At 73.5% G+C, this 22,124-nt stretch carries 16 protein-coding genes; 7 read left to right on the top strand and 9 right to left on the bottom strand.

The features are described from left to right. Nucleotides 1–21: 21 nt before the first annotated feature. The 5 genes from OHT52_RS06035 (at nucleotide 22) to OHT52_RS06015 (ending at nucleotide 6,608) form a co-directional block, all read left to right on the top strand. Nucleotides 22–318 carry a DUF503 domain-containing protein gene (locus OHT52_RS06035; protein ID WP_328719102.1) on the top strand — a complete coding sequence of 99 codons (297 nt, stop codon included), beginning with the start codon at nucleotides 22–24 and terminating at the stop codon, nucleotides 316–318. Nucleotides 319–341: 23 nt separating this feature from the next. Next, a complete protein-coding gene (gene rbfA / locus OHT52_RS06030; RefSeq protein WP_328719101.1) occupies nucleotides 342–785 on the top strand; it encodes a 30S ribosome-binding factor RbfA in 444 nt (147 codons plus the stop codon). After that, nucleotides 782–1,681, top strand: a complete 900-nt coding sequence (truB, locus tag OHT52_RS06025) for a tRNA pseudouridine(55) synthase TruB (protein WP_328719100.1) — start codon at nucleotides 782–784, stop codon at nucleotides 1,679–1,681. The genes rbfA and truB overlap by 4 nt, the downstream gene beginning before the upstream one ends. Before the next feature lie 321 nt (nucleotides 1,682–2,002). Beyond that, nucleotides 2,003–5,626, top strand: a complete 3,624-nt coding sequence (locus tag OHT52_RS06020) for a trypsin-like peptidase domain-containing protein (RefSeq protein WP_328719099.1) — start codon at nucleotides 2,003–2,005, stop codon at nucleotides 5,624–5,626. 37 nt (nucleotides 5,627–5,663) lie between these two features. Continuing rightward, nucleotides 5,664–6,608 carry a bifunctional riboflavin kinase/FAD synthetase gene (locus tag OHT52_RS06015; RefSeq protein WP_328719098.1) on the top strand — a complete coding sequence of 315 codons (945 nt, stop codon included), beginning with the start codon at nucleotides 5,664–5,666 and terminating at the stop codon, nucleotides 6,606–6,608. A 240-nt stretch (nucleotides 6,609–6,848) separates the two neighbouring features. Here OHT52_RS06015 and OHT52_RS06010 read toward each other — a convergent pair whose 3' ends face one another. The 9 genes from OHT52_RS06010 to eccE all read right to left on the bottom strand — a co-directional run bounded on the left by OHT52_RS06010 (nucleotide 6,849) and on the right by eccE (nucleotide 18,847). After that, nucleotides 6,849–7,892, bottom strand: a complete 1,044-nt coding sequence (locus tag OHT52_RS06010; RefSeq protein WP_328719097.1) for an ABC transporter ATP-binding protein — start codon at nucleotides 7,890–7,892, stop codon at nucleotides 6,849–6,851. Next, nucleotides 7,889–9,139: an ABC transporter ATP-binding protein gene (locus OHT52_RS06005; protein WP_443046508.1), complete on the bottom strand. Its 1,251-nt coding sequence runs from the start codon at nucleotides 9,137–9,139 to the stop codon at nucleotides 7,889–7,891. The genes OHT52_RS06010 and OHT52_RS06005 overlap by 4 nt, the downstream gene beginning before the upstream one ends. Then, on the bottom strand, nucleotides 9,028–9,951 hold the full coding sequence (locus OHT52_RS06000; RefSeq protein WP_328719095.1) for an ABC transporter permease: 924 nt from the start codon (nucleotides 9,949–9,951) through the stop codon (nucleotides 9,028–9,030). The genes OHT52_RS06005 and OHT52_RS06000 overlap by 112 nt, the downstream gene beginning before the upstream one ends. Then, nucleotides 9,948–11,039, bottom strand: coding sequence for an ABC transporter permease (locus OHT52_RS05995; RefSeq protein ID WP_328719094.1), 1,092 nt, complete (start codon nucleotides 11,037–11,039; stop codon nucleotides 9,948–9,950). The genes OHT52_RS06000 and OHT52_RS05995 overlap by 4 nt, the downstream gene beginning before the upstream one ends. 3 nt (nucleotides 11,040–11,042) lie before the next feature. Next, on the bottom strand, nucleotides 11,043–12,911 hold the full coding sequence (locus OHT52_RS05990) for an ABC transporter substrate-binding protein (protein WP_328719093.1): 1,869 nt from the start codon (nucleotides 12,909–12,911) through the stop codon (nucleotides 11,043–11,045). A 198-nt stretch (nucleotides 12,912–13,109) separates the two neighbouring features. Then, nucleotides 13,110–16,157: an SCO5717 family growth-regulating ATPase gene (locus OHT52_RS05985; protein WP_328719092.1), complete on the bottom strand. Its 3,048-nt coding sequence runs from the start codon at nucleotides 16,155–16,157 to the stop codon at nucleotides 13,110–13,112. Between the two features lie 322 nt (nucleotides 16,158–16,479). After that, complete coding sequence (locus tag OHT52_RS05980; protein ID WP_328719091.1) at nucleotides 16,480–16,713, bottom strand: DUF397 domain-containing protein; 234 nt, start codon at nucleotides 16,711–16,713, stop codon at nucleotides 16,480–16,482. Between the two features lie 83 nt (nucleotides 16,714–16,796). Continuing rightward, nucleotides 16,797–17,492, bottom strand: coding sequence for a hypothetical protein (locus tag OHT52_RS05975; protein WP_328719090.1), 696 nt, complete (start codon nucleotides 17,490–17,492; stop codon nucleotides 16,797–16,799). A gap of 8 nt (nucleotides 17,493–17,500) precedes the next feature. Continuing rightward, nucleotides 17,501–18,847 carry a type VII secretion protein EccE gene (gene eccE / locus OHT52_RS05970; RefSeq protein ID WP_328719089.1) on the bottom strand — a complete coding sequence of 449 codons (1,347 nt, stop codon included), beginning with the start codon at nucleotides 18,845–18,847 and terminating at the stop codon, nucleotides 17,501–17,503. Between the two features lie 342 nt (nucleotides 18,848–19,189). Between eccE and eccB the strand changes: the two genes are divergently transcribed. Together eccB and mycP are read left to right on the top strand one after the other, a co-directional pair. Then, the gene (gene eccB / locus OHT52_RS05965) at nucleotides 19,190–20,722 is read left to right on the top strand and encodes a type VII secretion protein EccB (RefSeq protein WP_328719088.1); all 1,533 of its coding nucleotides are present in this window, start codon (nucleotides 19,190–19,192) and stop codon (nucleotides 20,720–20,722) included. 19 nt (nucleotides 20,723–20,741) lie between these two features. Continuing rightward, nucleotides 20,742–22,010: a type VII secretion-associated serine protease mycosin gene (mycP, locus tag OHT52_RS05960; RefSeq protein ID WP_328719087.1), complete on the top strand. Its 1,269-nt coding sequence runs from the start codon at nucleotides 20,742–20,744 to the stop codon at nucleotides 22,008–22,010. Nucleotides 22,011–22,124 lie beyond the last annotated feature (114 nt).

Genomic DNA, 22,124 nt, shown 5'->3' with positions numbered 1-22,124 from the left:
CGGCGGGACATCCGGACATCCATGTATGTGGGGACTCTGTCCTTCGATCTGCTCCTCGGCGACGTACGGTCGTTGAAGGAGAAGCGTTCCGTCGTCCGGCCGATCGTCGCCGAGCTCCAGCGCAGATTCGCGGTGAGCGTGGCGGAGACGGGCGATCAGGATCTCCATCGCAGGGCCGAAATCGGCCTCGCCGTGGTCTCCGGGGAAACCCGGCACCTCACTGACGTGCTGGACCGGTGCGAGCGACTCGTCGCCGGCCGGCCGGAAGTGGAGCTGCTGTCCGTACGGCGGCGGCTGCACAGCGACGAAGACGATTGAGCAAGGCAGAAGGAGACGGACCAGTGGCCGACAACGCGCGGGCGAAGAAGCTGGCGGACCTCATCCAGCAGGTGGTCGCCGAGAAACTGCAGCGCGGGGTCAAGGACCCCCGGCTGGGTACCCATGTGACGATCACGGACACCCGCGTCACGGGTGACCTGCGGGAGGCCACGGTCTTCTACACGGTCTACGGCGACGACGAGGACCGGGCCAGCGCGGCGGCCGGCCTGGAGAGCGCCAAGGGCGTTCTGCGGTCGGCGGTCGGAGCGGCGGCGGGGACGAAGTTCACCCCCACCCTCACCTTCGTGGCGGACGCCCTGCCGGGCAACGCCAAGGCGATCGAGGACCTCCTCGACCAGGTGCGGGCCTCGGACGCCAAGGTGCGCGAGGCGTCCTCGGGCGCCACGTACGCGGGCGGCGCCGACCCGTACCGCAAGCCGGAGGACGAGGACGACACCTCCGCATGACAGAGCAGATCAAGACGCCGGACGGCCTTGTCATCGTCGACAAGCCGTCCGGCTTCACGTCGCACGACGTCGTCGCCAAGATGCGCGGCATCGCCCGCACCCGGCGCGTCGGCCACGCCGGCACGCTGGACCCGATGGCGACCGGGGTACTGGTGCTCGGCGTGGAACGGGCCACCAAGCTCCTCGGCCACCTCGCGCTCACCGAGAAGGAGTACCTCGGTACGATCCGGCTCGGCCAGGACACCGTCACCGACGACGCCGAGGGCGAGATCACCTCGTCCACCGACGCCTCGAAGGTCACCCGTGAGGCCGTCGACACCGGTATCGCCGCCCTGTCGGGGCCGATCATGCAGGTCCCGTCCAAGGTCAGCGCCATCAAGATCGACGGCAAGCGGTCGTACGCGCGGGTGCGCGGCGGCGAGGAGTTCGAGATCCCGGCCCGTCCGGTGACGGTCTCCTCGTTCCGCCTGTACGACGTCCGCGAGGCGGTCGCCGAGGACGGCACCCCGGTGCTGGACCTGGTCGTCTCCGTCGTCTGCTCCTCGGGGACGTACATCCGGGCCCTCGCCCGGGACCTCGGCGCCGGGCTCGGTGTCGGCGGGCACCTGACCGCGCTGCGGCGCACCCGGGTCGGCCCGTACGGCCTCGACGCGGCCCGGACGCTCGACCAGCACCAGCAGGAACTGACCGTGATGCCGGTGGCCGAGGCCGCCGCGTCGGCCTTCCCGCGCTGGGACGTGGACGAGAAACGGGCCAAGCTGCTGCTCAACGGGGTCCGGCTGGACATGCCGGCGTACCCGTCGGGGCCGGTCGCGGTCTTCGGGCCGGACGGCGCCTTCCTGGTGCTGGTGGAGGAGGAGAAGGGCAAGGCCAAGAGCCTCGCCGTCTTCGCCTGAGCGGTCTGCGGGTGAGTGCGTGCGGGTGGAGTGTGTGCGGGTGAGCCGTCACCGGCCCTCGCACGGCGTTCCCGTACGGCGTTTCCCCGCACAGCCTTCTTCGCGGGCCTGTCTTCCGTCCGGTGCGCACCGGACGGAAGACAGGCCCGCCGTCGTGGAGCAGGCCCCCGGCTCTCCACGCCCCCCCGCCGAGCACTCTGTCCATGAGGGCCCCCGAACTCACCCCAATGGACGGGCGCTCGGAGTGAAACAGGGGCGTGAGGGGGCGTATTCACCCGTTCTGGCCTATCGGCCCGCCTCCGCCCGCCTACCTTCTGAACCATGGGTAGCGGGGACCGTACGACGCTGGTGAGGATCTGCGACCAGGCCGGCCGGCCCCGGGGCACCGGATTCCTGGCCGACGACCGGGGCACCGTCGTGACCAGCCACCAGGTCCTCGACGGCTTCCTCACGGGCGGGCCGCTTCTCCTGCGGGGGCCGGGGCCGGACGGCGTCACCCGGCCGGTGGGCCCCGACGACGTCCTCCCGCTGCCTGCTCTCGGTCTCGCGCTGCTGCACACCGCGGACGCCGCCGCACTCGGCCTGGAACCCCTGCCCATCGCGGCGCCCGAACGCGCGGAGCCCGGCGCGTACGTCCACATCGCCGCCCACGGCATCCGTCAGGCCCGCGTTCTCGGTACCACCCCGGCCACCTACACCACCCGGGACGGCCACGGGTACCAGGTGGCCACCGCGCTGGAACTCGCCGTCGGCACGGACGGCCGCGACGCGCTGCGCTCCGGCGGCGCCGCGATCGGCGGACCCGTCACCGACCCGCGTACCGGAGCCGTCCTCGGCGTGCTCTGCCCGGCTCTGCGCGCCGGACACGAGGCGGCGGGGCTCGCCGTGCTGCTGCACCCGGGCGACGGCGGCCCGCTCGACGAGCTCCTGGAACGGAACGCCCTCACCGTCCCCGGCCACGGCCCCGATCTCAACCTGGCGGGCGCCCTCCGGCTCACCGCCGCCACCGCGGGCGGGGCCGGCCCCGCCGAGCGGGGCCCCTGCCCACGCCCCGTCGCACGCGAGGACGTCGCCGCGGAGCTCGACGCCTTCGGCGGCGGTACGGCGACCGTCCTCGGCCTCGTCGGCGCCTCCGGCACCGGCCGTACCACCGAACTCGTCGCCCTCGCCGCCCGCCGCGCGGAGACGGCCGTCCGCGCGCCCACCCTGTGGCTGCGCGGCGCCGATCTGCGGGCCGACGACCTCTCGGTGGCCGACGCCGTCGCCCGGACCCTGGAGCGGGCCGCCCGCGTCGTGGGCGCGGCGGACGGCCCGGCCGCCGCCCCGGAGGAGTCGGCCGGAGCCACCCCCGAGCGGATCGCCGCCCTCGCCGCCCGAGCGGGGCGACCCCTGCTCGTCCTGCTGGACGGGCCCGAGGAGATGCCGCCCGCCCTCGCCCGCAGGCTCGCCGGATGGACCTCCGCCACCGCGGGCTGGCTCCGCGCGCACGAGGTCCGCATGGTGGTCGCCTGCCGCCCCGAGCACTGGGAGACGGCGGGGGCGCTCCATCCGCCGGGAGTCCTGCACCGTCCCGCGCGCCCCGTCGCCGGCCTGCCGCCCTGTCTGCTGCTGACCGATCTCGACCGGGCCCGGGCGGCCCTGGCCAGGGAGCGGTACGGCATCGCCGAGGGAGCCGTCGCGGCGGGCCACGACCGCCACCCGCTGACCCTGAGGCTCCTCGCCGAGGTCCGCGCGGTGCTGCCGCCCGACGTGCCGGGCAGCCCGGACACCGACGACGTCTTCGCCGCCCACCTCGACCTGACCTGTGCCCGGGTGGCCACGCGGATCGCGGCGCCCGCCGTGCCGCCCATGGGCGGCACCGCCGTGCGCAGGCTCGCCGCACGGGTGGCGGGCCAGGTGCACGAGGCGGCCCGCCGGTGTCTGGGCCCCGGCGAGGGGGAGCTGGACCCGGCCGCCTTCGAGGAGCTCTTCCCCCGACGTACCGGCTGGGCCCGTGCCGTCCTGGCCGAGGGCCTCCTCGTACCGGCCGGCGCGGGGTACCGCTTCGCCCACGAGGAGGTCGGCGACTGGGTGCAGGGCGCCCACCTCGACCTGGACGCCGCCCTCGGCTTCCTGGTGCACCGCTGGCACGCCGACGACGCGGCGGCCGGGAGCCCGGGGCCCTCGCAGCACCTGCCCGTACCCCGCCACCGCGTCGGGCCGGTCGTCCAGGCGCTGCTGCTGGCAGGGCGGCGCCACGGCGACGCCGCGCTCGCGCACCGGATGGCCGACCTGATCGAGGCACTGGACCACCTCGGCGCCCGCGCACGGGAGGGCGGCCCGTCGTCGCGCCCCGGCCACGAGGACGCCGCGTGGTGGGCCGCCCGGCTGCTGCGCGAGACGCTGCTCAAGGTCGCCGACGCCCGCCCGTACGCCGGGGTGCTGCGGGTGCTCGCCGGGCGCATCACCCGGGCCGCCGCCGGGCCCCTACGGGGCGGGGCGTACGCCGCGTTCGACCCCTGGTTCTGGCTGCGGCTGAGGCTGCCGGTGGAGGACCGCACCGATCTGCTGCGGATGCTGATGCCCGCCGACGGGGCTCCGGGACGCGACGGACAGGAGAGCTTCCTCGACTCGGCGGACCGCTTGCTGACGGCCGACCCGGCAGTGGTGCGGCGGCTGCTGTGCGGCTGGTTCACCGACGAGCGCCCGCTCCGCACCGACGGGTCCGACGAACGCGGCGACGGGTCCGACGAACGCGCGGACGGCCCGCCGGACCGGCGGCCCACGGTCGCCACCGCCGCGCAGACACTGCTGTACGCGCGCCGCGCACTCGCCCCCGACGACCTCACCGAGGCGCTGGTGGACACCCCGCACCCCTGCGCCGCGGAACTCCTCCTCGCCCTCGCCGAGGACGAGCCCGCCATCCTGAGCCGCGCGGTCGCCCGCTGGGCCCGCGACGACGAGCGGCCCGAGCGCCGCGCCGCCGCCGCGCGGTACGCCGGCGTCGTCCTCGGCCGGGCCGACGCGGCCGAGGACCGGGCGCTGCTGCGGGCCGCCGCCCTCGCCCTGCTCGGGCGGACGGAGGACGCCCCGCTGCACGGCCCGGCGCTCGCCCTGCTCGTCCGCGACCCGCAGACGCGGGACCGGTGGCTGCCCCAAGCGCTGCGGGCCTACGCCGAGGGCGCACCGGGCCTGCCGACCGCCCTGGTGGCCGAGGCGCTGCCGTCCTTCCCCCAGCCCGTGCTGACCGCCCTCCGCGACCGGTTGTCCCGGCCGGGGGAGGAGGCGGGCAGGGCGCTCGCCGAGCTGGCCGCCCTGGACCTCCCGGCTCTCTCGCTGCACACCGCCGGACTCGTCCGCACCTACGTCCAGCGTTCCGGGGACGGCGGGGGCTCCGCCGGCGCACGGGTCGCGGCCCTGGTGGACCAGCGGCTGGAACAGGGCGCCGCGGCCCGCGCGCTGCTGCTTCCACTGGTCGCCTCGCTGCTCCGGGACCCGCCCGCGCCCGCTCCGGTCCGCGCCGCGCTGGTCCGGACACTCGCCGCGGGGGGAAGCCCGGCGTCCCGGGCCGCCCGTGCAGAGCTGCTGGAGACGCTGATGGAGTACGAACAGACCACCGGACGCGATCCGGACGTGCTGCACGCCCTGCTCCGGACTGCCGCCACGGGCTCCGCGCGGCGCCCGGAGGCCCGTACCCGCGCGCTGGTGCACCGGACCGGGACACTCCTCGCCCGGTCGGCGGAGGGGGCCGGCCGGTTCGACCGGGAGCTGGTCGAACTCGCGTCCGACGTGCCGGGGTTCGCGCCGATGGTCTGCCGGTGGCTGGCCGCCGCTCCCGAGGAGTGGGCGGCGGTCGTGGGACCCGGTGCGCGGGCTGCCCTGGAACGGCTGACGGAGTCCCGGCGCACGATGAAGGTGCCGATGCAGTCGGCCGGGCACGAGCATGGCAGTCTTAGACCTGCGTAACCCACACACATGCAGGTTCGGGCGAGGAGCGGTCACGGTGCAGTGCTGGCGCGGCTTGGAGGACATCCCCGAGGACTGGGGACGCAGCGTCGTCACCATCGGGTCCTACGACGGGGTGCACCGAGGACACCAGCTGATCATCGGCCGGGCCGTGGAACGCGCCCGCGAGCTGGGTGTGCCGTCCGTCGTGGTGACCTTCGACCCGCACCCCAGTGAGGTCGTCCGCCCGGGGAGCCACCCGCCGTTGCTCGCGCCGCACCTGCGCCGCGCGGAGCTGATGGCGGAGCTGGGTGTCGACGCGCTGCTCATTCTGCCGTTCACTCCGGAGTTCTCGAAGCTGGCGCCGGACGACTTCATCGTGAAGGTGCTGGTCGACCGGCTGCACGCGCGGACCGTCATCGAGGGCCCGAACTTCCGGTTCGGTCACAAGGCGGCGGGCAACGTCGAACTCCTCGCCGAACTCGGCGCCACCTACGACTACACGGTCGAGGTCATCGACCTGTTCGTCAGCGGAGAGGCGGGCGGCGGACTGCCCTTCTCCTCGACGCTGACCCGCCGGCTGATCGCCGAGGGCGACGTCCTGGGAGCCGCCGAGATCCTGGGCCGGCCGCACCGGGTCGAGGGCATCGTGGTGCGCGGCGCGCAGCGCGGTCGCGACCTGGGCTTCCCCACCGCCAACGTCGAGACGGTCCCGCACAGCGCGATCCCCGCCGACGGCGTCTACGCGGGCTGGCTGAACGTGGCCGGCGAGTGCATGCCGGCCGCGATCTCGGTCGGCACCAACCCGCAGTTCGACGGTGTCGAGCGGACCGTGGAGGCGTACGCCATCGGCCGGATCGGCCTGGACCTGTACGGCATGCACGCGGCGGTGGACTTCCTCGCCTATGTGCGCGGGATGCTGAAGTTCGACTCCGTCGACGACCTGTTGGTGGCGATGGCCGCCGACGTCGAACGGTGCACCGAGCTGATCGCCGCGTACTAGGGCGTGCGCCGCATTCGCGACGCGCTTGAGGAGTGCCCTGAAGATCTTGCGATCACGCCCGGCTCGCACCGGTTCATGGCGATGGGCATGTACCGGCGATTCGGGATGATCCGGGTGGCCTGAGCAAGATCTTCAGCGGTCTTCCAGGGCGTGTGCATCGAGTTCTGGACGCCGCGAGCCCGGGCCCCCGTTACGGGCCCCGGGCCGGGCGCGGCGCCTGACCGCGCCCGGCCCCCGCCACTACGCCGGAGCCGGAGCCTGAGCCGGTTCCTCCCCGGCGGTCGAGTGCGCCCAGTGGCAGGCGACCTGCCCGGCGCCCGAGCCGTCGAGAACGGGCAGATCCCTGGTGCGGCAGGCGTCCGCCACTCCGGCCCGTTCGGCCTCGCCCGAGGCGAACACCTGGCAGCGGACGTGGAACCGGCATCCCCCCGGTACGTTCGAGGGGTCCGGCGCCTCGCCGGACAGCACCACCGGCTCGCCAGGTGCCTCCGGCAGCACCGACAGCAGCGCCTTGGTGTAGGGATGCCGGGGGGCCGTCAGGATCTGCTCGACCGGCCCGGTCTCCACGATCCGCCCCAGGTACATCACCGCCACCCGGTCCGCGATGTTCCACGCGAGCCCCAGATCGTGGGTCACGATCAGTGCGGAGAGGCCGAGTTCGTCCCGCAGCCGCAGCAGCAGCGCGAGGATCTCCCCGCGCACCGAGGCGTCCAGTGACGCCACGGGCTCGTCGGCGACCAGGAGTTCGGGTTCCAGTACCAACGCCCCCGCGATCACGACGCGCTGGCGCTGACCGCCCGACAGCTCGTGCGGGTAGCGCAGGAAGAACCGTTCCGGGGGCCGCAGTCCGGCCCGGGAGAGCGCCCCGGCCACCGCAGCGGTCTCGTCGCCCCGGTGGCCGTGGATGCGCAGCCCTTCCGCCACCGCGTCGTACACCGTGTGGCGGGGGTTGAGGGAGCCGCTGGGGTCCTGGAGCACCAGCTGGGCGCGCTTGCGGTACGCCTTCATGGCCCGCGCGGAGGGGTCCAGCGGCCGCCCCTCGAAGGTGATCCGGCCGGAGGTCGGCGCGACCAGGCCCAGCAGCGACCGGGCGAGTGTCGTCTTGCCGCACCCGGACTCGCCGACGAGGGCCACGATCTCGCCCGGCAGGATGTCGAGCGTCACCCCGTCCACGGCCCGTGCGGGCGCGGCCCCGCGGCGGCCTGGGAAGGTGACCTCCAGCGCCTCGGCGCTCAGCAGGGGTGCGGTCGTCGCGGGGGTGGACGTCGCCGGGGTGGTCGTCATGGGGTGCTCCTCGCTTCCTCTGCTCCTGGTTCGCCCGCGCCCGTGGTCGTACCGGTGTCCGTGGCGGACGCTTCGACGACCGGCGCCTTCGCGACCGGTACCTCCTCGGTGTGCGTGACGGCCGTCGCCGTCGCCGGTCCCACCAGGACGCAGGCCGCGCGGCGGCCCGGTCCGGCGTCCCGCAGCCACTGGTCCTCCTCGGCGCAGGTGTCCAGCGCCGCCGAGCACCGGGGGTGGAAGGTGCAGCCGGAGGGCAGTGCGGCCGGGTCCGGCGGATCGCCGGGCAGCCCGCGCGGGGCGTGCCGGGAGGCGGGGTCGCCGATGCGCGGGAAGGCTGCGGAGAGCGCCGCCCCGTACGGGTGGCGGGCGTGCCGGTACACCTCCTGGGCGGGGCCCTCCTCCACGATCCGGCCCGCGTACATCACGGCGAGCCGGTCGCAGGTGTCGGAGAGCACCGCCAAGTCGTGACTGATCATGACGAGCCCGAGATCCTGGTCGGCGACGAGCTGCTCGATCAGCCGGAGGATCTGGGCCTGGATCATCACGTCGAGCGCGGTGGTCGGCTCGTCCGCGACGATCAGCCGGGGGTCGCAGGCGAGCGCCATGGCGATCATGACCCGCTGTCGCTGGCCGCCGGAGAGCTCGTGCGGGTAGGCGGCGGCCCGGGCCGCCGGCAGCCCCACCTGCTCCAGCAGCTCACCGGCGCGGGTGCGGGCGGCGGCCGGGGTCGCCCGGTGGTGCAGCAGGATCGGTTCGGCGATCTGGTCGCCGACCCGGTGCACCGCGTTGAGGGAGTGCATCGCCCCCTGGAAGACGATGGACGCCCCCGCCCAGCGGACGGCCCGCAGCCGGCCCCACTTCATCGTCAGGACGTCCTCACCGTCCAGGAGGATCTCGCCGCTCAGGGTGGCCGATGCGGGCAGCAGGCGCAGCAGCGCGAGCGCCAGCGTCGACTTCCCGCAGCCGGACTCCCCGGCGATGCCGAGCTTCTGCCCGGCCTCGACCCGCAGGTCCACGCCGCGCACGGCGGGGACGGCCAGCGGCCCGGAGCCGTAGGTGACACGGAGGTCGCGCACCTCCAGCAGGGGCCCGCCGGTCTCGGTGGCTGTCATGCCGGTCCGTTCCTCGGGGATGCTCAACGCTCCACCCCCAGCTTGGGGTTGAGCACGGACTCGATGGTCCGGCCGCACAGGGTGAAGGCGAGCGCGACGACCGCGATGGCGAGTCCGGGCGGGGCGAGGTACCACCAGTCGCCCGAGCTGACGGCACCGGCCTCCCGGGCGTCCTGGAGCAGACCGCCCCAGGAGACGATCGTCGGGTCGCCGAGCCCCAGGAAGGCGAGGGTCGCCTCGGTGAGGATCGCGGTCGAGATCGCCAGCGTGGCCTGGGCGAGGACCATCGGCATCACGTTGGGGAGCACATGACGGCTCATGACGTGGCCGTGTCCGCCGCCCAGTGCCCGGGAGCGCTCGATGTACGGACGGGACTCCACCGACAGGGTCTGGGCGCGGACCAGCCGGGCGGTGGTCGGCCAGGTGGTCACGCCGATCGCCAGCACCGTCGTCCACAGCGAGCGGGAGAGCACGGTGGCCAGGGCGATGGCGAGCACCAGGGTCGGCATCACCAGGAACCAGTCGGTGACCCGCATGGCGACCGCCCCGTACCAGCCCTTGAAGTGACCGGCGGTGACGCCCACCAGGGTGCCGATGGCCACCGAGAGGAAGGCCGCCAGCAGCCCCACCGTCAGCGAGACCCGGGCACCCCAGAGCAGCAGTGCCAGCAGGTTCCGCCCGAACTGGTCGGTACCGAGCGGGAACGCGGCGCTCGGTGACTCCATCGGTCCGCCGGGGGCTTCGGTGACGCTCTTCGATTCGGCCCCCGCCAGCAGCGGCGCGGCCAGCGCCAGGACGGCGATGACCACCAGGACGGCGAGGCCCACCATCCCGGCCCGGTGCGTCCGGTACTGCGCCCAGAAGCGGGCCGCGGCCCGCCGCCTGCGGGTCCACGCGAGCGAGCGCGGGCCGCTGCCCGGGCCCAGCGCGTCCGTCGAGGTCGTCATCGGCCCACCCGGGGATCGAAGAGCGGATAGAGCACGTCGGCGAGCGTGTTCATCAGGATCACCGCTGCCGCGAAGACGAAGAACAGCGCCTGCACCAACGGCAGGTCGGGCACGCTCAGCGCCTGGTAGAAGAGGCCGCCGAGGCCCGGCCAGGAGAACACGGTCTCCACCAGGATGGCGCCGGCGACCGTGTTGCCGAGGTTGACGAAGAGCAGCGTCACCGTCGGCAGCATCGCGTTCGGCACCGCGTGCTTACGGCGGACCTGGTCGTCCCGCAGCCCCTTGGCGCGGGCCGTCGTCAGATAGTCGCTGCCCATCTCGTCGAGCAGCGAGGAGCGCATCACCAGCAGGGTGCGGGCGTACTCCACCGCCACCAGCGTGAGGACCGGCAGCACCAAGTGGTGGGCGACGTCCAGGACGTAGCCGAAGCCGGACGAGTCGCCGGACTCCATGCCGCCGGTCGGGAAGAGCCCCGGGATCGGGCCGATGCCCACCGAGAGCGTGACGATCAGCAGCAGTCCGAGCCAGAACGACGGTACGGAGTAGAGCGTCAGCGCGAACGCGGTGTGGAAGCGGTCCCCGAAGGAGCCGTTGCGCCAGGCGGAGCGGGAGCCCAGCCAGATGCCGATCGCCGTGTAGATCACGAACGCGGTGCCGGTGAGCAGCAGCGTCGCGGGCAGCGCCTCGGAGATCTTGTCGACGACCGGGGCGCGGAACTGGTACGAGGTGCCGAAGTCGCCGGTCAGCGCGTTGCCGCAGTACTGGGTGAACTGCTGCCAGAGCGGCAGGTCGAGCCCGAACTCCCGGCGCATCGCGACGATCTGCTCGGTGGTCACCTGACGCCCGCCGGTCATCTGCTTGACCGGATCGCCGGGGATCAGCCGGAAGAGGAAGAAGCTGGTGACGAGGACGGCGAAGAGCGAGACGGCCGCGCCGGCCAGCTTGCCCGCCACGTAGCGGAGGTAGGCGGTGGTGGATCGGGCGTGCGGAGAGCGGACCGCCGGCCCGGCCTGAGCCGGACCGGCGGTTCCCGCACCCTCCACGCCCGTCGGGCCGAAGCCCGGCAGGGGAGTGCTGTCAGTGCTCATCGGTTATTCCCGGTCCTCCGCGGTGGAACGGCGGCGGCGGGCGAACAGCAGTCCGCCGGCGGCCAGGACGACGACGGCGATGCCGACGCCGACGAGCACCCCGGTCGAGGAACCCGAGTCCGAGGAACCGCTCGCCGAGGCGGCCGGGACGGCGGACCACCAGCTCCAGTAGCCGTCCTGGCCGTAGATGTTGCCGGCGTCCGAGGGCATGGTGGTGATGGAGGCGATCTGGTCGGTGCGGTAGGCCTCCACGGCGTTCGGGTACGCCATGACGTTCATGTACCCGGTGTCGTACAGCCGCGACTGCATGTCCTTGACGAGCGTCGCGCGGGCCACGGGGTCGTACTCGGCCAGCTGCTTCGCGTAGAGGTCGTCGAACCGCGGGTCGCAGATGAAGTTGTCGGTGGCGGCCGTTTCCTTGGCCTTCGCGGGCAGCGCGCCGCAGGTGTGGATGGAGAGGACGAAGTCCGGGTCCGGGTTGACCGACCAGCCGTCGAAGGCGAGGTCGTACTCACCGGCGTACCAGGGGTCCGAGACGTTGTCGAGGCAGTCGACCTTCAGCCCGACGCCGAGGTCGCCCCACCACTCCTGGAGGTACTTGCCTACCGCCTTGTCGTTCGGGTCGGTGGCGTGGCACAGGATGCGAAGGTCCAGCGGCTTGCCGTCCTTGCCGACCCGCTTGCCGTCGCCGTTCTTCTTGTACCCGGCCTGGTCGAGCAGGGAGGCGGCGCGGGCGGGGTCGTAGCCCAGCTGCTGCCCGGCGGCGGGCTGCCACTGGTACGCGGAGAAGCGCGGCGGGATGTATCCCGCGCCCTCCACCGCGTGGCCCTGGAAGACCTTGTCGATGATGGTCTTGCGGTCGACGGCGAGGAAGAGCGCCTGACGGACCTTCTGGTCGAGCAGCGCCGGGTTGCCGTCGCCGAACTTCTGGCCGTCCTTGGTGCGCGCGCCCGGGTTGGTGGCCAGCGCGTAGAAGCGGCGGCCGGGGCCCTCGTTCACCTTGATGTCCGGGGCGTTCTTGAGCGAGGCCGCCTGGGCGGGGGTCAGGCTCGGACTGCCGGCGACGAAGGAGACCTCGCCCTTGCGCAGTGCGGCGACAGCGGCGTCCTGGTCCTTGTAGTACCGGAACACGATCTCGTCGAATTTGGGCGAACCGCGCCAGAAGTCCTTGTTGGCCTTGAGCTTGACGTAGCTGTCGACCTTGTAGTCGGTCAGGACGAACGGTCCGTCGCCGACGATGGGGAACTTCGTGTCGTTGTTGAACTTCGAGAAGTCGGCGACGTCCTTCCAGACGTGCTCGGGGACGATGGGCACGTCGAGCGCGGCCATCGTCGCCTGCGGCTTCTTCAGGGTGATGACGAGCTTGTCCGGGCTGGGGGCGGTCACCGTGTCGAAGTTGGTGACGAAGGAGCCGTTGGCCGTGGCCGCGCCCTCGTCCTTCATCATCGTGTTGAAGGTCCAGGCGGCGTCGTCGGCCGTGACCTTCTCGCCGTCCGACCACTTCGCGTCGGGCCGTATGGTGTACGTCCACGTCAGCTTGTCCGGGGACGGTTCCCACGCGGTGGCGAGCCCCGGGACGGCGTGGCTGTCCTTGGGGTCATAGTTCGTCAGGTAGTCGTACATGAGCCGCAGGACGCTGGTGCTCAGCAGCCGCTGGGCCAGGAACGGACTCAGTGAGTCCACGCTCTGCGCGACCGCGACCGTGAGGGTCGTCTTCCCGTCGTCTGCCTGTGCGGGGGAGGCGGCGAGCGGAGCGGGGGCGCCCGGTACGAGCGAGCCGGCGGCGAGCGCCAGCGCGGCGGCACCCGAGGCCGTGAGGAGGCGCAGACGATGGCCTGGCCGGGTGGAGCGGACGGGACTTCTTGTGACCATGGGACGTCGACCTCGCGTCATGACTCGCTGGTGGGGCGGCGGGTAGAGCAGTGGTTCGCCAACTGGTGATGGAGAGGTCTATCAGCGGCGGCCAACTGGAGTCAACGGTCGGCGAAACGGCGTGTGGGCTGCGGGAATACGCAAAAGGCCCGCACCGTCGCAACGGTGCGGGCCCTCATTGGTGTAGACCACTTTGCCTCAGCTGTGGGGCGGCGCGGGCGGCTGCTGCTGCCATCCCGGCGCGGGCCACGGGCCCTCGGGACCGGGCGGACCCGGCCGCTCGGGCTGTCCTGGCTGGCCAGCCTGCCCGTCCTGGCCGGGCCGCGCGCCGTACGCCTGCGCCGGCGGAGGCGGCCCCTGCTGCCAGCCGTTGCCGGACTGCGGCGGGTAGGACTGCGGGGGGTACGGCTGCGGGGGTGGCTGCTGTCCCCCGTACGGCTGCTGCCCGCCGTACGGCGACTGCGGCGGCTGCTGTCCCCCGTACGGCTGCTGCGGATACGGCTGTTGGGGGTGCGCCTGCGGCGGGTACTGCTGGTGCCCGGGCATCGGCGGCGCGTACTGCGGCGGCGGGCTCTGGCCGTCCGCGGTCCACAGGCCCTGCTGCTGCTGGGCGCGGGCGAAGTCCTCCGCGACGAGCGCGGAGAGGTGGAAGTACGCCTCGCGGGTCTTCGGCCGCATCATGTCGAGATCGACCTCGGCGCCCGCCGCCAGGTGCTCGTCGAACGGGACGACCACGACACCCCGGCACCGCGTCTGGAAGTGCTGGACGATGTCGTCCACCTTGATCATCTTGCCGGTCTCGCGGACCCCCGAGATGACCGTCAGGGAGCGCTGCACCAGGTCGGCGTAGCCGTGCGCGGACAGCCAGTCCAGCGTGGTGGACGCGCTGGACGCGCCGTCCACCGAGGGCGTCGAGATGATGATCAGCTGGTCCGCCAGGTCGAGCACCCCGCGCATCGCGCTGTAGAGCAGCCCGGTGCCCGAGTCGGTGAGGATGATCGGGTACTGCTTGCCCAGCACCTCGATCGCCCGGCGGTAGTCCTCGTCGTTGAAGGTCGTGGAGACCGCCGGGTCCACGTCGTTGGCGATGATCTCCAGCCCGGAGGGCGCCTGCGAGGTGAAGCGGCGGATGTCCATGTACGAGTTGAGGTACGGGATCGCCTGGACCAGGTCGCGGATGGTGGCCCCGGTCTCCCGGCGCACCCGGCGGCCGAGCGTCCCGGCGTCCGGGTTCGCGTCGATGGCGAGGATCTTGTCCTGCCGCTCGGTGGCCAGCGTCGAACCCAGCGCGGTGGTCGTCGTGGTCTTGCCGACACCGCCCTTGAGGCTGATCACGGCGATGCGGTAGCAGGAGAGCACCGGCGTCCGGATCAGTTCCAGCTTGCGCAGCCGGTCGGCCTCCTCCTTCTTGCCGCCCAGCTTGAAACGGCTGGCGGGGGAGGGGTTCCGACTGCTCTTCGCCTTCTGCTTCCCCCGCACCAGCCGGTCCGAGGAGAGCTCGACGGCGGCGGTGTACCCGAGCGGAGCGCCCGGCACCGAGCGCTCCCGCTGGTCGTGCGTGACCGGGGTGGGCCAGGCGCCGCTGGTCCGCGGGTCGACGGGCTGCTGCGCAGGTCCCTGCTGAGGCGGCTGCGGGGCGGCCTGCGCCGGGAACGGGATGTGCTCCTGAGGGGGCTGCGGCGGCTGCGGGAACTGCTGGGGCAGACCCTGCTGGGGCGGCTGGCCCTGCTGGGGCACGTAGGCCTGGGGCGTGTACGGCTGGTGGGGCTGCGGAGGGCCCTGCGGGTAGCCGTAGCCGGCCGGTGCGCCGGACGCCTGAGGCGGCAGAGGAGCGGGCGGCAGAGGAGCGGGCGGCTGCGGGGCCGGGGGCTGCGGGGCCGGGAGCTGCGGGGCCGGGGGCTGCTGGGGGAACCCGTAGCCGGCCTGCTGCGGCACCTGCGGGGGCAGCGAGCCGCTCCGGGGCGGGTACGGCGGGTACTGCTGCTGCGGGAAGCCGTAACCACCTTGCCCGTACGGGCCGTTGGGCTCGGGGATCCGCGGCGGCTGGGGCGTCGGAGGCTGGGGCGCCTGCGGGGAGCCGTAGCCTCCGGCCGGCCGGTCGGGGGAGGCGGGCCACTGGGGCGCCGGTTCCGGGGCGCTGGGCTGGGGTCCGGCCGGGTGGAAGGCGGGCGGCAGCGGGGGCAGCGCGTTCGGCACCTGCGCGGCCGGGGGTGCGGGGGACCACGGAACCGGGGCGGCCTGGTCACCCGGGTGCGGCGGTTCGGGCGCGAGGGGCTCACCGGCGGCCGGGGCGGCGGCGTCCCACGGGGTGGCCGACTCGTCCGCCGAAGCCGAAGTGGCCGGGGCGCCCGGGGCGTTCGCGGTCTCCGGGGCGGACGCGTCCGTGGGAGCGGGGCCGCCGGAGGAAGGGGCGACGTCGCTGGGGCGCTCGTCCGCCTCGGAGGCCGCGGTGGCTTCCGTGCCGGAGGCGTCCGCCCGGGCCTCGTCCGCCGGGGCCGTGTCGTCCGCCGGCGCCGTGTCGTGCTGACCGGCCGTGTCGTGTTGGGCGGGCGCGTCGGAGGCGGCGGTGCCGGTGACCTCGGCCCTCTCCTCGGCCCCGGCGGCGGGAGCGTTCCCGTACGCCCCCGGGGCGGAGCCGCCCCCGGGGGCGGGCGGGAGGGCGGGCGGCGGGGAGGACGACGGCGCTTCCGTACCCGTACCCGACCCGGCAGCGGCTGCTGCGGCCTCGGCGTCGCGGGCGGCGAACTCCCGCTTCAGCGCCGCCGCGGAGAAGCGCATCGTGGCACCGCTCTCCACGTCGCCGCCCCCGAGCGGCTGCGAGGCGATTCCGCCCCCGGCCGTGGACGCCGGCGGGACCGGGGCCGAGGACGACGCCGGCGGTGCGGACGGGCCGGGCGCGAAGGGCCCGGGCGCGAACGGCGCGACGGGCGGGACCTGTTCGGGAATCGCGGGCTGGACGGGCGGCGCGGGCGGCGCGGGCTGGACGGGCGGCGCGGGCGCCCACGCAGGCTCGAACCCGCCCTGGGACGGCAGGCCCGGCACCGGGAGCGGCGACCCGCTCGGAGGCGGCGGAGTCGCAGGTGTGCCGGATCCGCCCGAAGAGTCGCCCACGGCGTTCTGCGTGTACCAGGCGGGCGGGGTGTAGTCGATGGTGAACTCACCCGTCAGCTCGGCGGGATCGGCGTCGGACGACTCGTCGCCGGGCGTGTTCCATCCCTCGCGCATCTCGTCCCGATCGCTGTTCACTGTGCCTCCTGGTGTGGTCGAGCACCCTTGTGCCGTGGTGGGCAGGGACGACCGTCTCCCCGTTGTCCGATACGCCCGGCTCTCCCTCCGGGCCGGGCGCCGCACACCCGAAGGTACCGCGACACGCCCACACCCCACCCTAAGGGCCATCGGGCCCCCTACGTCAGGCCGTACCCGGGGCCGGGGACGGTCCGTTCCGTCACATCCGCCCGCACCGGGCCGAGTCCCACCACGGCGGCGGCCACGAGGCTCCCTTCGACGTGTGGAAACGCGAACGGGGCGGCGGCCCGGCCGGACCACCGCCCCGCACACTCCGCGACCCCTACTTGAGGTCGAACTCCCCGTCGCGGGCGCCGAGTACGAAGGCCCGCCACTCCGCCTCGGTGTAGCGCAGCACCGTCCCGGGGTCCAGCGAGGAACGCATCGCGACCGCGCCCTCGGGCAGATGCGCGATCTCGACCCGCTCCTCCTCGGCCTCGGTGCCGGGGGCGCTCAGCCACACGGCGTCCGTGATGTCGAGCGCGTAGAGCTCGTCCTTCTCCTGCTGGGTGCCCATTGCGGCGCCCCTTTCGATCGAACGGTGACGTTGAACCCCATCGTCCACGGTACGGAGCCGCCGCGGGGTGGAACCGGACGGATTCAGTCCATCCTGCGGGCCGCCCCCAGCAGCCCGGTCTCCGCGTCCGTCGCGCTCGTCATCACCCAGTGGTGCTCACGGCCCGACACCCAGAGGGTGACCCCGTCCGCGAGCGTCGGCAGCGCCTCGCTCTCGACGCGCGAGAGGCCGAGGATGCGGCCGATCTGGTCCGCCTCGGCGGGGGAGACCCGCTGCACGCCCACCAGCGACGAGGACCGCATCAACCGCGGTGCCACCGGGCTCAGATAGGGGAGCAGCGTCAGCACGGACTGCCACGGCGAGGAGACGACCCGGCCGCGGGGAGGCCGCATCCCGCAGTCCCGTACGACGACCACCGGACTGCCCACCGTCGCACCCGTGGGGGGCACCCGGCCCACCTCGTGCAGGGAGACGCACTCCAGCCCGGCGCCCGCCGCCTGCGCCATCGCGGTCCACGCCTGCGTGCGGCCCGTCTCCACCGCCACCCGCGCACCCGTGCCCGCCGCGCGCAGCGCCAGCACCTGAGCGGTCCACAGACCGCCGATGAGCAGCACGTCGTACGGGGCCGGGCGGTGGAACCCGATGATCTGCGGGCGGTTCTCCGCGTCGTTGCCGATCACCACGCCGTCGTCGCCGACCGGCAGCGACAGCGCGCCCAGATGGTCCGCCGCGATGGTGTGGCCCGCGTGCCGCGGACCCCGCAGCCCGTGCCTCGACATGATCCGGCTCACTGCGCGCCTCCCAGCGGAAGAGTGGCGAGCACACCGGGCAACTGTTCGCGGTCCAGACGTACGAGACCGACCTTGGCCACCCGGGCCGCCTGCACCAACGTCCTGCGCACGCTGACCAGTTCCGTGTCGGAACCGCCCGTGATCCGGACGTGCCCGGCCACCGACACCGCCCCCTGGTGCGCGCCGCGCCGCACGGTGAGGCTGAACGTCGTGGCGTACGCCGGTACCGAGGTCAGCAGCGCGACCAGCTTGGGCAGCGGCGTCGCGCCCCGGCCCAGCTCGGGCCAGCGGTCGACGGCGTACGTCGTGTGCCACCGGTCGTCGCACCGCCACACCCGCGACGTCTCCTTCGTCCGGCGCTGCGCCGCCGCCTCCTGGCGCACCGCGCGTGCCGACTGGATCGGGTTCGCACAGGCCGACGTGGCCACGGCCGCGTTCAGCTCCTCCTGGTTGAGGACCGTCGCCCGGAACCCGGCCCCGGTGATCCGGCTCGCCACATGGTCCGCCATCCGCACCAGGCAGCGCTGGGCACCGGCGACCCCGCCCCCGCGCGCCTCCACCGCCTCCCGGCAGAGTTCCGGGTCGAGCTTCACCGCCACCCACGTCATCCGCAGCGCCGGAGCACCGGTCTGCTCCTGCAGAGGGGCGTACGAGAGCCGGGCCACCGACCGCGCCGGGAGGTGCGGCGCCGGGGCGCAGCGGACCTGCTGCACCAACTGCGCGGACTCCAGCACGATGTCGTCCACCTCAAGGGCCTCGCCGAGCAGCGTCAGCGGGAGCGCCCGGGCGCCGAAGGCCGGGCGGAGCGCCTCGCCGCTCGCCTCGACCCGCACCACGGCGGTGAGGAAGGTGCCGTCGCCGAGCATCCCGACCGTACGGCGCTCCCGGTCGATGTAGACGAAGGGGGCGAAACCCGGCACGTTCTCCGCGATCGGAGCCAACGAGGCCTCCGCGTCGGGCTGGTGACTCACCGGCATCCGTTGCCGGGCCCGCAACGCGAACGCCGTCGACAGCCAGTCCTGCAGAGCGGTACCGCGCCGCCGGATGACCGCGATCACCACCAGGAGGCCGGCGACCACCATGCCGGGAACCATCCACGTCCCGCCGAGCGCGGCTCCCACCACCGCCGCGCCCAACGCCACCTCGACCAGCACCAGCTGCCGCAGCAGAGGGCTGACCCGGCTGGTCCGCGAGGCCGACCGCAGCACCGCGGCGGCGGGCGCGGTGGAGGCGGAAGCGGCGGCGGCTCCGGTCCCGGGCCGCCGGCCGCGGCGTTGCCGCCGGGAATTGCCGGACGCGTCCGCGGTCCCCCGGCCCGTACGCTCGCGCGTCGCAGTGCCCATCGCCGTGTTGCCCCCTCGTGTCCCTGTTCAGGGCGTGTCCGGCGGACCAGGACCGGGTCCGCTACGCCTGGCACGGCGCCTCGCGGCGTTGCCGAAATACCCGGATCGCTCCGCGACGCGGGCATTCCAGCGCCTTGCGATGCACCGCACCGGACGCCGCGTCCTGTCCTGGCCCGCCGGACGGGCCCCAGCTCTTTCCCACGGGTGTTGACCGGGCGATCACCCTACCTGAGGGGTGTCCGCGCACCGTCAACAGGCATAGTAGGGGCGCCGGTGCGACAACTGAATCCGCAAACGGATGTGGTTATCTGGTCGCCCGTCGGGGAGAAGGGGCAGCGGACCATGGCATCAAGGCGGGACGAACTCAACGCCTACACCTTTGCGAAGCGGAGGTTGATCGCACAGTTCGTGCAACCCCACCCGAGCGGTTCCGAGGAGGGTGCGCCGCGCCCCCTGCGCGCGGTGGTTCCCGGGACCATCGTCGGCGTCGTGATCCTCGCGGTCTTCGGTGCCTGGGGCATGTTCAAGCCGGTGGCGCCCACCGGGTGGGACACCCCCAACGAGAACGTCATCATCGCCAGCGAGTCGACGACGCGTTACGTCGTCCTCAAGACCAACGGCAAGACCCAGCTCCACCCGGTCCTCAACATGTCCTCCGCGAAGCTGCTGCTCGACCCGGACAAGGGCAAGGTCATCAACGTCGCCGAGTCCGAACTCGACAGCGGCGAGATCCCGCACGGAGCGACCCTCGGCATCCCCTACGCCCCCGACCGCCTGCCCGACGGCGGCGACGCCGGCGCCGCCAAGCGCTGGGCCGTCTGCGAGCGCCCCGGCGAGGGCGGTCGGGCGATCCAGAAGGCGGCCTTCGTCTTCGCCGAGCGCGAGGAGAAGAAGACCGAAGGCACCCAGCGGCTCTCCGCCGGAGAGCTGATGTACGTCGAAGGCCAGGAGGACGGCGTCCGCCACGTCGTGGACGCCCAGGGCCGCGCGTACACCGTCGACAAGTCCGACGAACTTCTCCTGCGCACCCTCGTGGGCGAGCGCCGCACCCCCCAACGGGTCTCCTCCGCCTGGCTGGCGACCCTGCACACCGGGGACCCCATCACCTTCCCGGTCGTCCCCGGTACGGCCGGCGAGGACGCCGGGGTGGGCGGCGACCTGGATCCCGCGCTCGACAAGGTCGGCATGGTCCTCGAAGCGACCTCGGGCACCTCGACCCGGAAGTACGTGGTCCTCAAGGGCCGGGTGGCGCCGATCTCCGAGTTCACCGCCAAGCTGCTCCTCAGCAGCCGCGACCTCATCGGCCTCGGCCAGGCGGGCACCGCGAAGGCGGTCAGCGCCGCGGCCATCGCACCGGGCCAGTCCTTCGGCGACGACAAGAACTGGCCGCAGGACGCCCCCCGCGCCGTCAACTCCGCGAGCACCACGAGCGGCAGCCGCAACACCGTGTGCAGCGTGCTGCGCGGGGTGAACGGCGACACCGGAGCCACCACCCTCTCCACCTGGGCCGGCACCGGTTTCCCCGCCACCTTGCCCACCGGTTCCAGCAGCGCGTACGTCACCCCCGGTTCGGGCCAGCTCTTCCGCCAGTTCAAGGGCTCGGACACCTCCACCGGGTACCTCTTCCTGGTCACCGACACCGGGCTGCGGTACGCGATGCAGTCCAACGGCGACAGCGCCGGGGGCGACTCGGGGATCGGTGAGTCCGGCTCCGCGAAGGAGAAGGCCGAGCGCCTGGCCGAGGCGCAGCAGGCCCAGACCCGGCTCGGGTACGGGAAGGTGGACCCGGCGCCCGTCCCCGCGGCCTGGTCCGAGTTCCTGCCGACCGGCCCCCGACTGTCGACTGCGGCTGCCCGTCAGCCGCAGGGCTCCTGAGAAGGGCGGCGGACAGCCGATGACCCCCTCGAACTCCTCCGGACAGGCACAACCCCCGAAGCGGCGTCTGCTGACGGTCGTCGCGGCGACCGCCGTCGCCCTCGTCTCCGTACCGGTCGTCCCCGCCGCCGCCGACGACGTCACCCAGTGCACCTTCCCCTCGAAGCCGTACGCGGGACGCCCCTGGTCGCTCCAGCGAGTCCTGCTCGACCAGCTCTGGAGCCGTTCCACCGGGAAAGGTGTCCGGGTCGCGGTGATCGACACCGGGGTCGACACGGTGAACCCGCAGCTGAAGAAGGCCGTCGACGCCTCGGCGGGGATCAACCTGATGGCCAAGGGCATCAAGGACGAGAACGGCGACCCGCTCCCGCGCGGCAAGGAGAACGGCACGACGGACACCGTCGGCCACGGCACCCGGGTCGCCGGCATCATCGCCGCCAGGGAGGCGAAGGACACCGGCTTCGTGGGCCTCGCCCCCGACTCCGTGATCATCCCGATCCAGCAGAACGACGCCCAGGGACACGGCACGGCGAAGAGCCTCGCCGCCGCCATCGTCTACGCCGTCGACACCGCCCACGCCGACGTCATCAACATCTCCCAGGACACGGCCAACGCGGTGGAACCCGAAGCCGCGCTCAAGGAGGCCGTCGAGCACGCGCTCGCCGCGGAGGTCGTCGTGGTCGCCTCGGCGGGCAACGACGGACTCGACGCGACCGACAAGAGGACCTACCCGGCCTCGTACCCGGGGGTTTTGGCGGTGGCCTCCTCGGACCGCAACAACGAACGCGCCGGCTTCTCGCAGACCGGTGACTGGGTGGGTGTCGCGGCCCCCGGCGTCGACATGATCTCCACCGTCCCCGCGGGAGGGCACTGCGCCGACAACGGCACCAGTTTCTCGGCCCCTTACGTGGCGGGAGTCGCCGCCCTGATCAAGTCCAGGCACCCGAAGTGGGAGCAGGAGGAGATCGTCGCCCAGATCGAGCAGACCGCCGAACGTTCCGTCGCGGGGCACGACCGCCTGGTCGGCTGGGGGGTCGTCGATCCGGTACGCGCCCTCACCGAGGACGACAAGCCGGTCAAGGAGCCGACCGCACGCGAAGGGATGAGTTCGGCCGAGGCTCCCACCCCGGCCGAACTCACCCTGGGGGAGACGGCCGAGGAGCGCGACGCCCGCCTCGCCACGTACGTCGTGGTGGGCGCGCTGGTGCTGGTCGCCGCGATAGCGGGGGTCGCCGTGGCGCTGCGGGACGCGCGTCGGCGCCGGTTCTCCGGGGCGCGGGGCGCGTGAGCCCTTTGCCGTCGGCTTCCGCCATCACCGTTCGCACGGTGCTCGGTTGGCAAGAAGAAGCCGGACCGGCCCTGTATTGCGAAGTGTCCATCTGTAAGTCACATGGCTGACAAC

Origin of the sequence: Streptomyces sp. NBC_00247, assembly GCF_036188265.1 — a bacterium.
In the GTDB taxonomy this organism is placed as follows: domain Bacteria; phylum Actinomycetota; class Actinomycetes; order Streptomycetales; family Streptomycetaceae; genus Streptomyces.
This window is presented reverse-complemented; position numbering and strand designations above follow the sequence as displayed.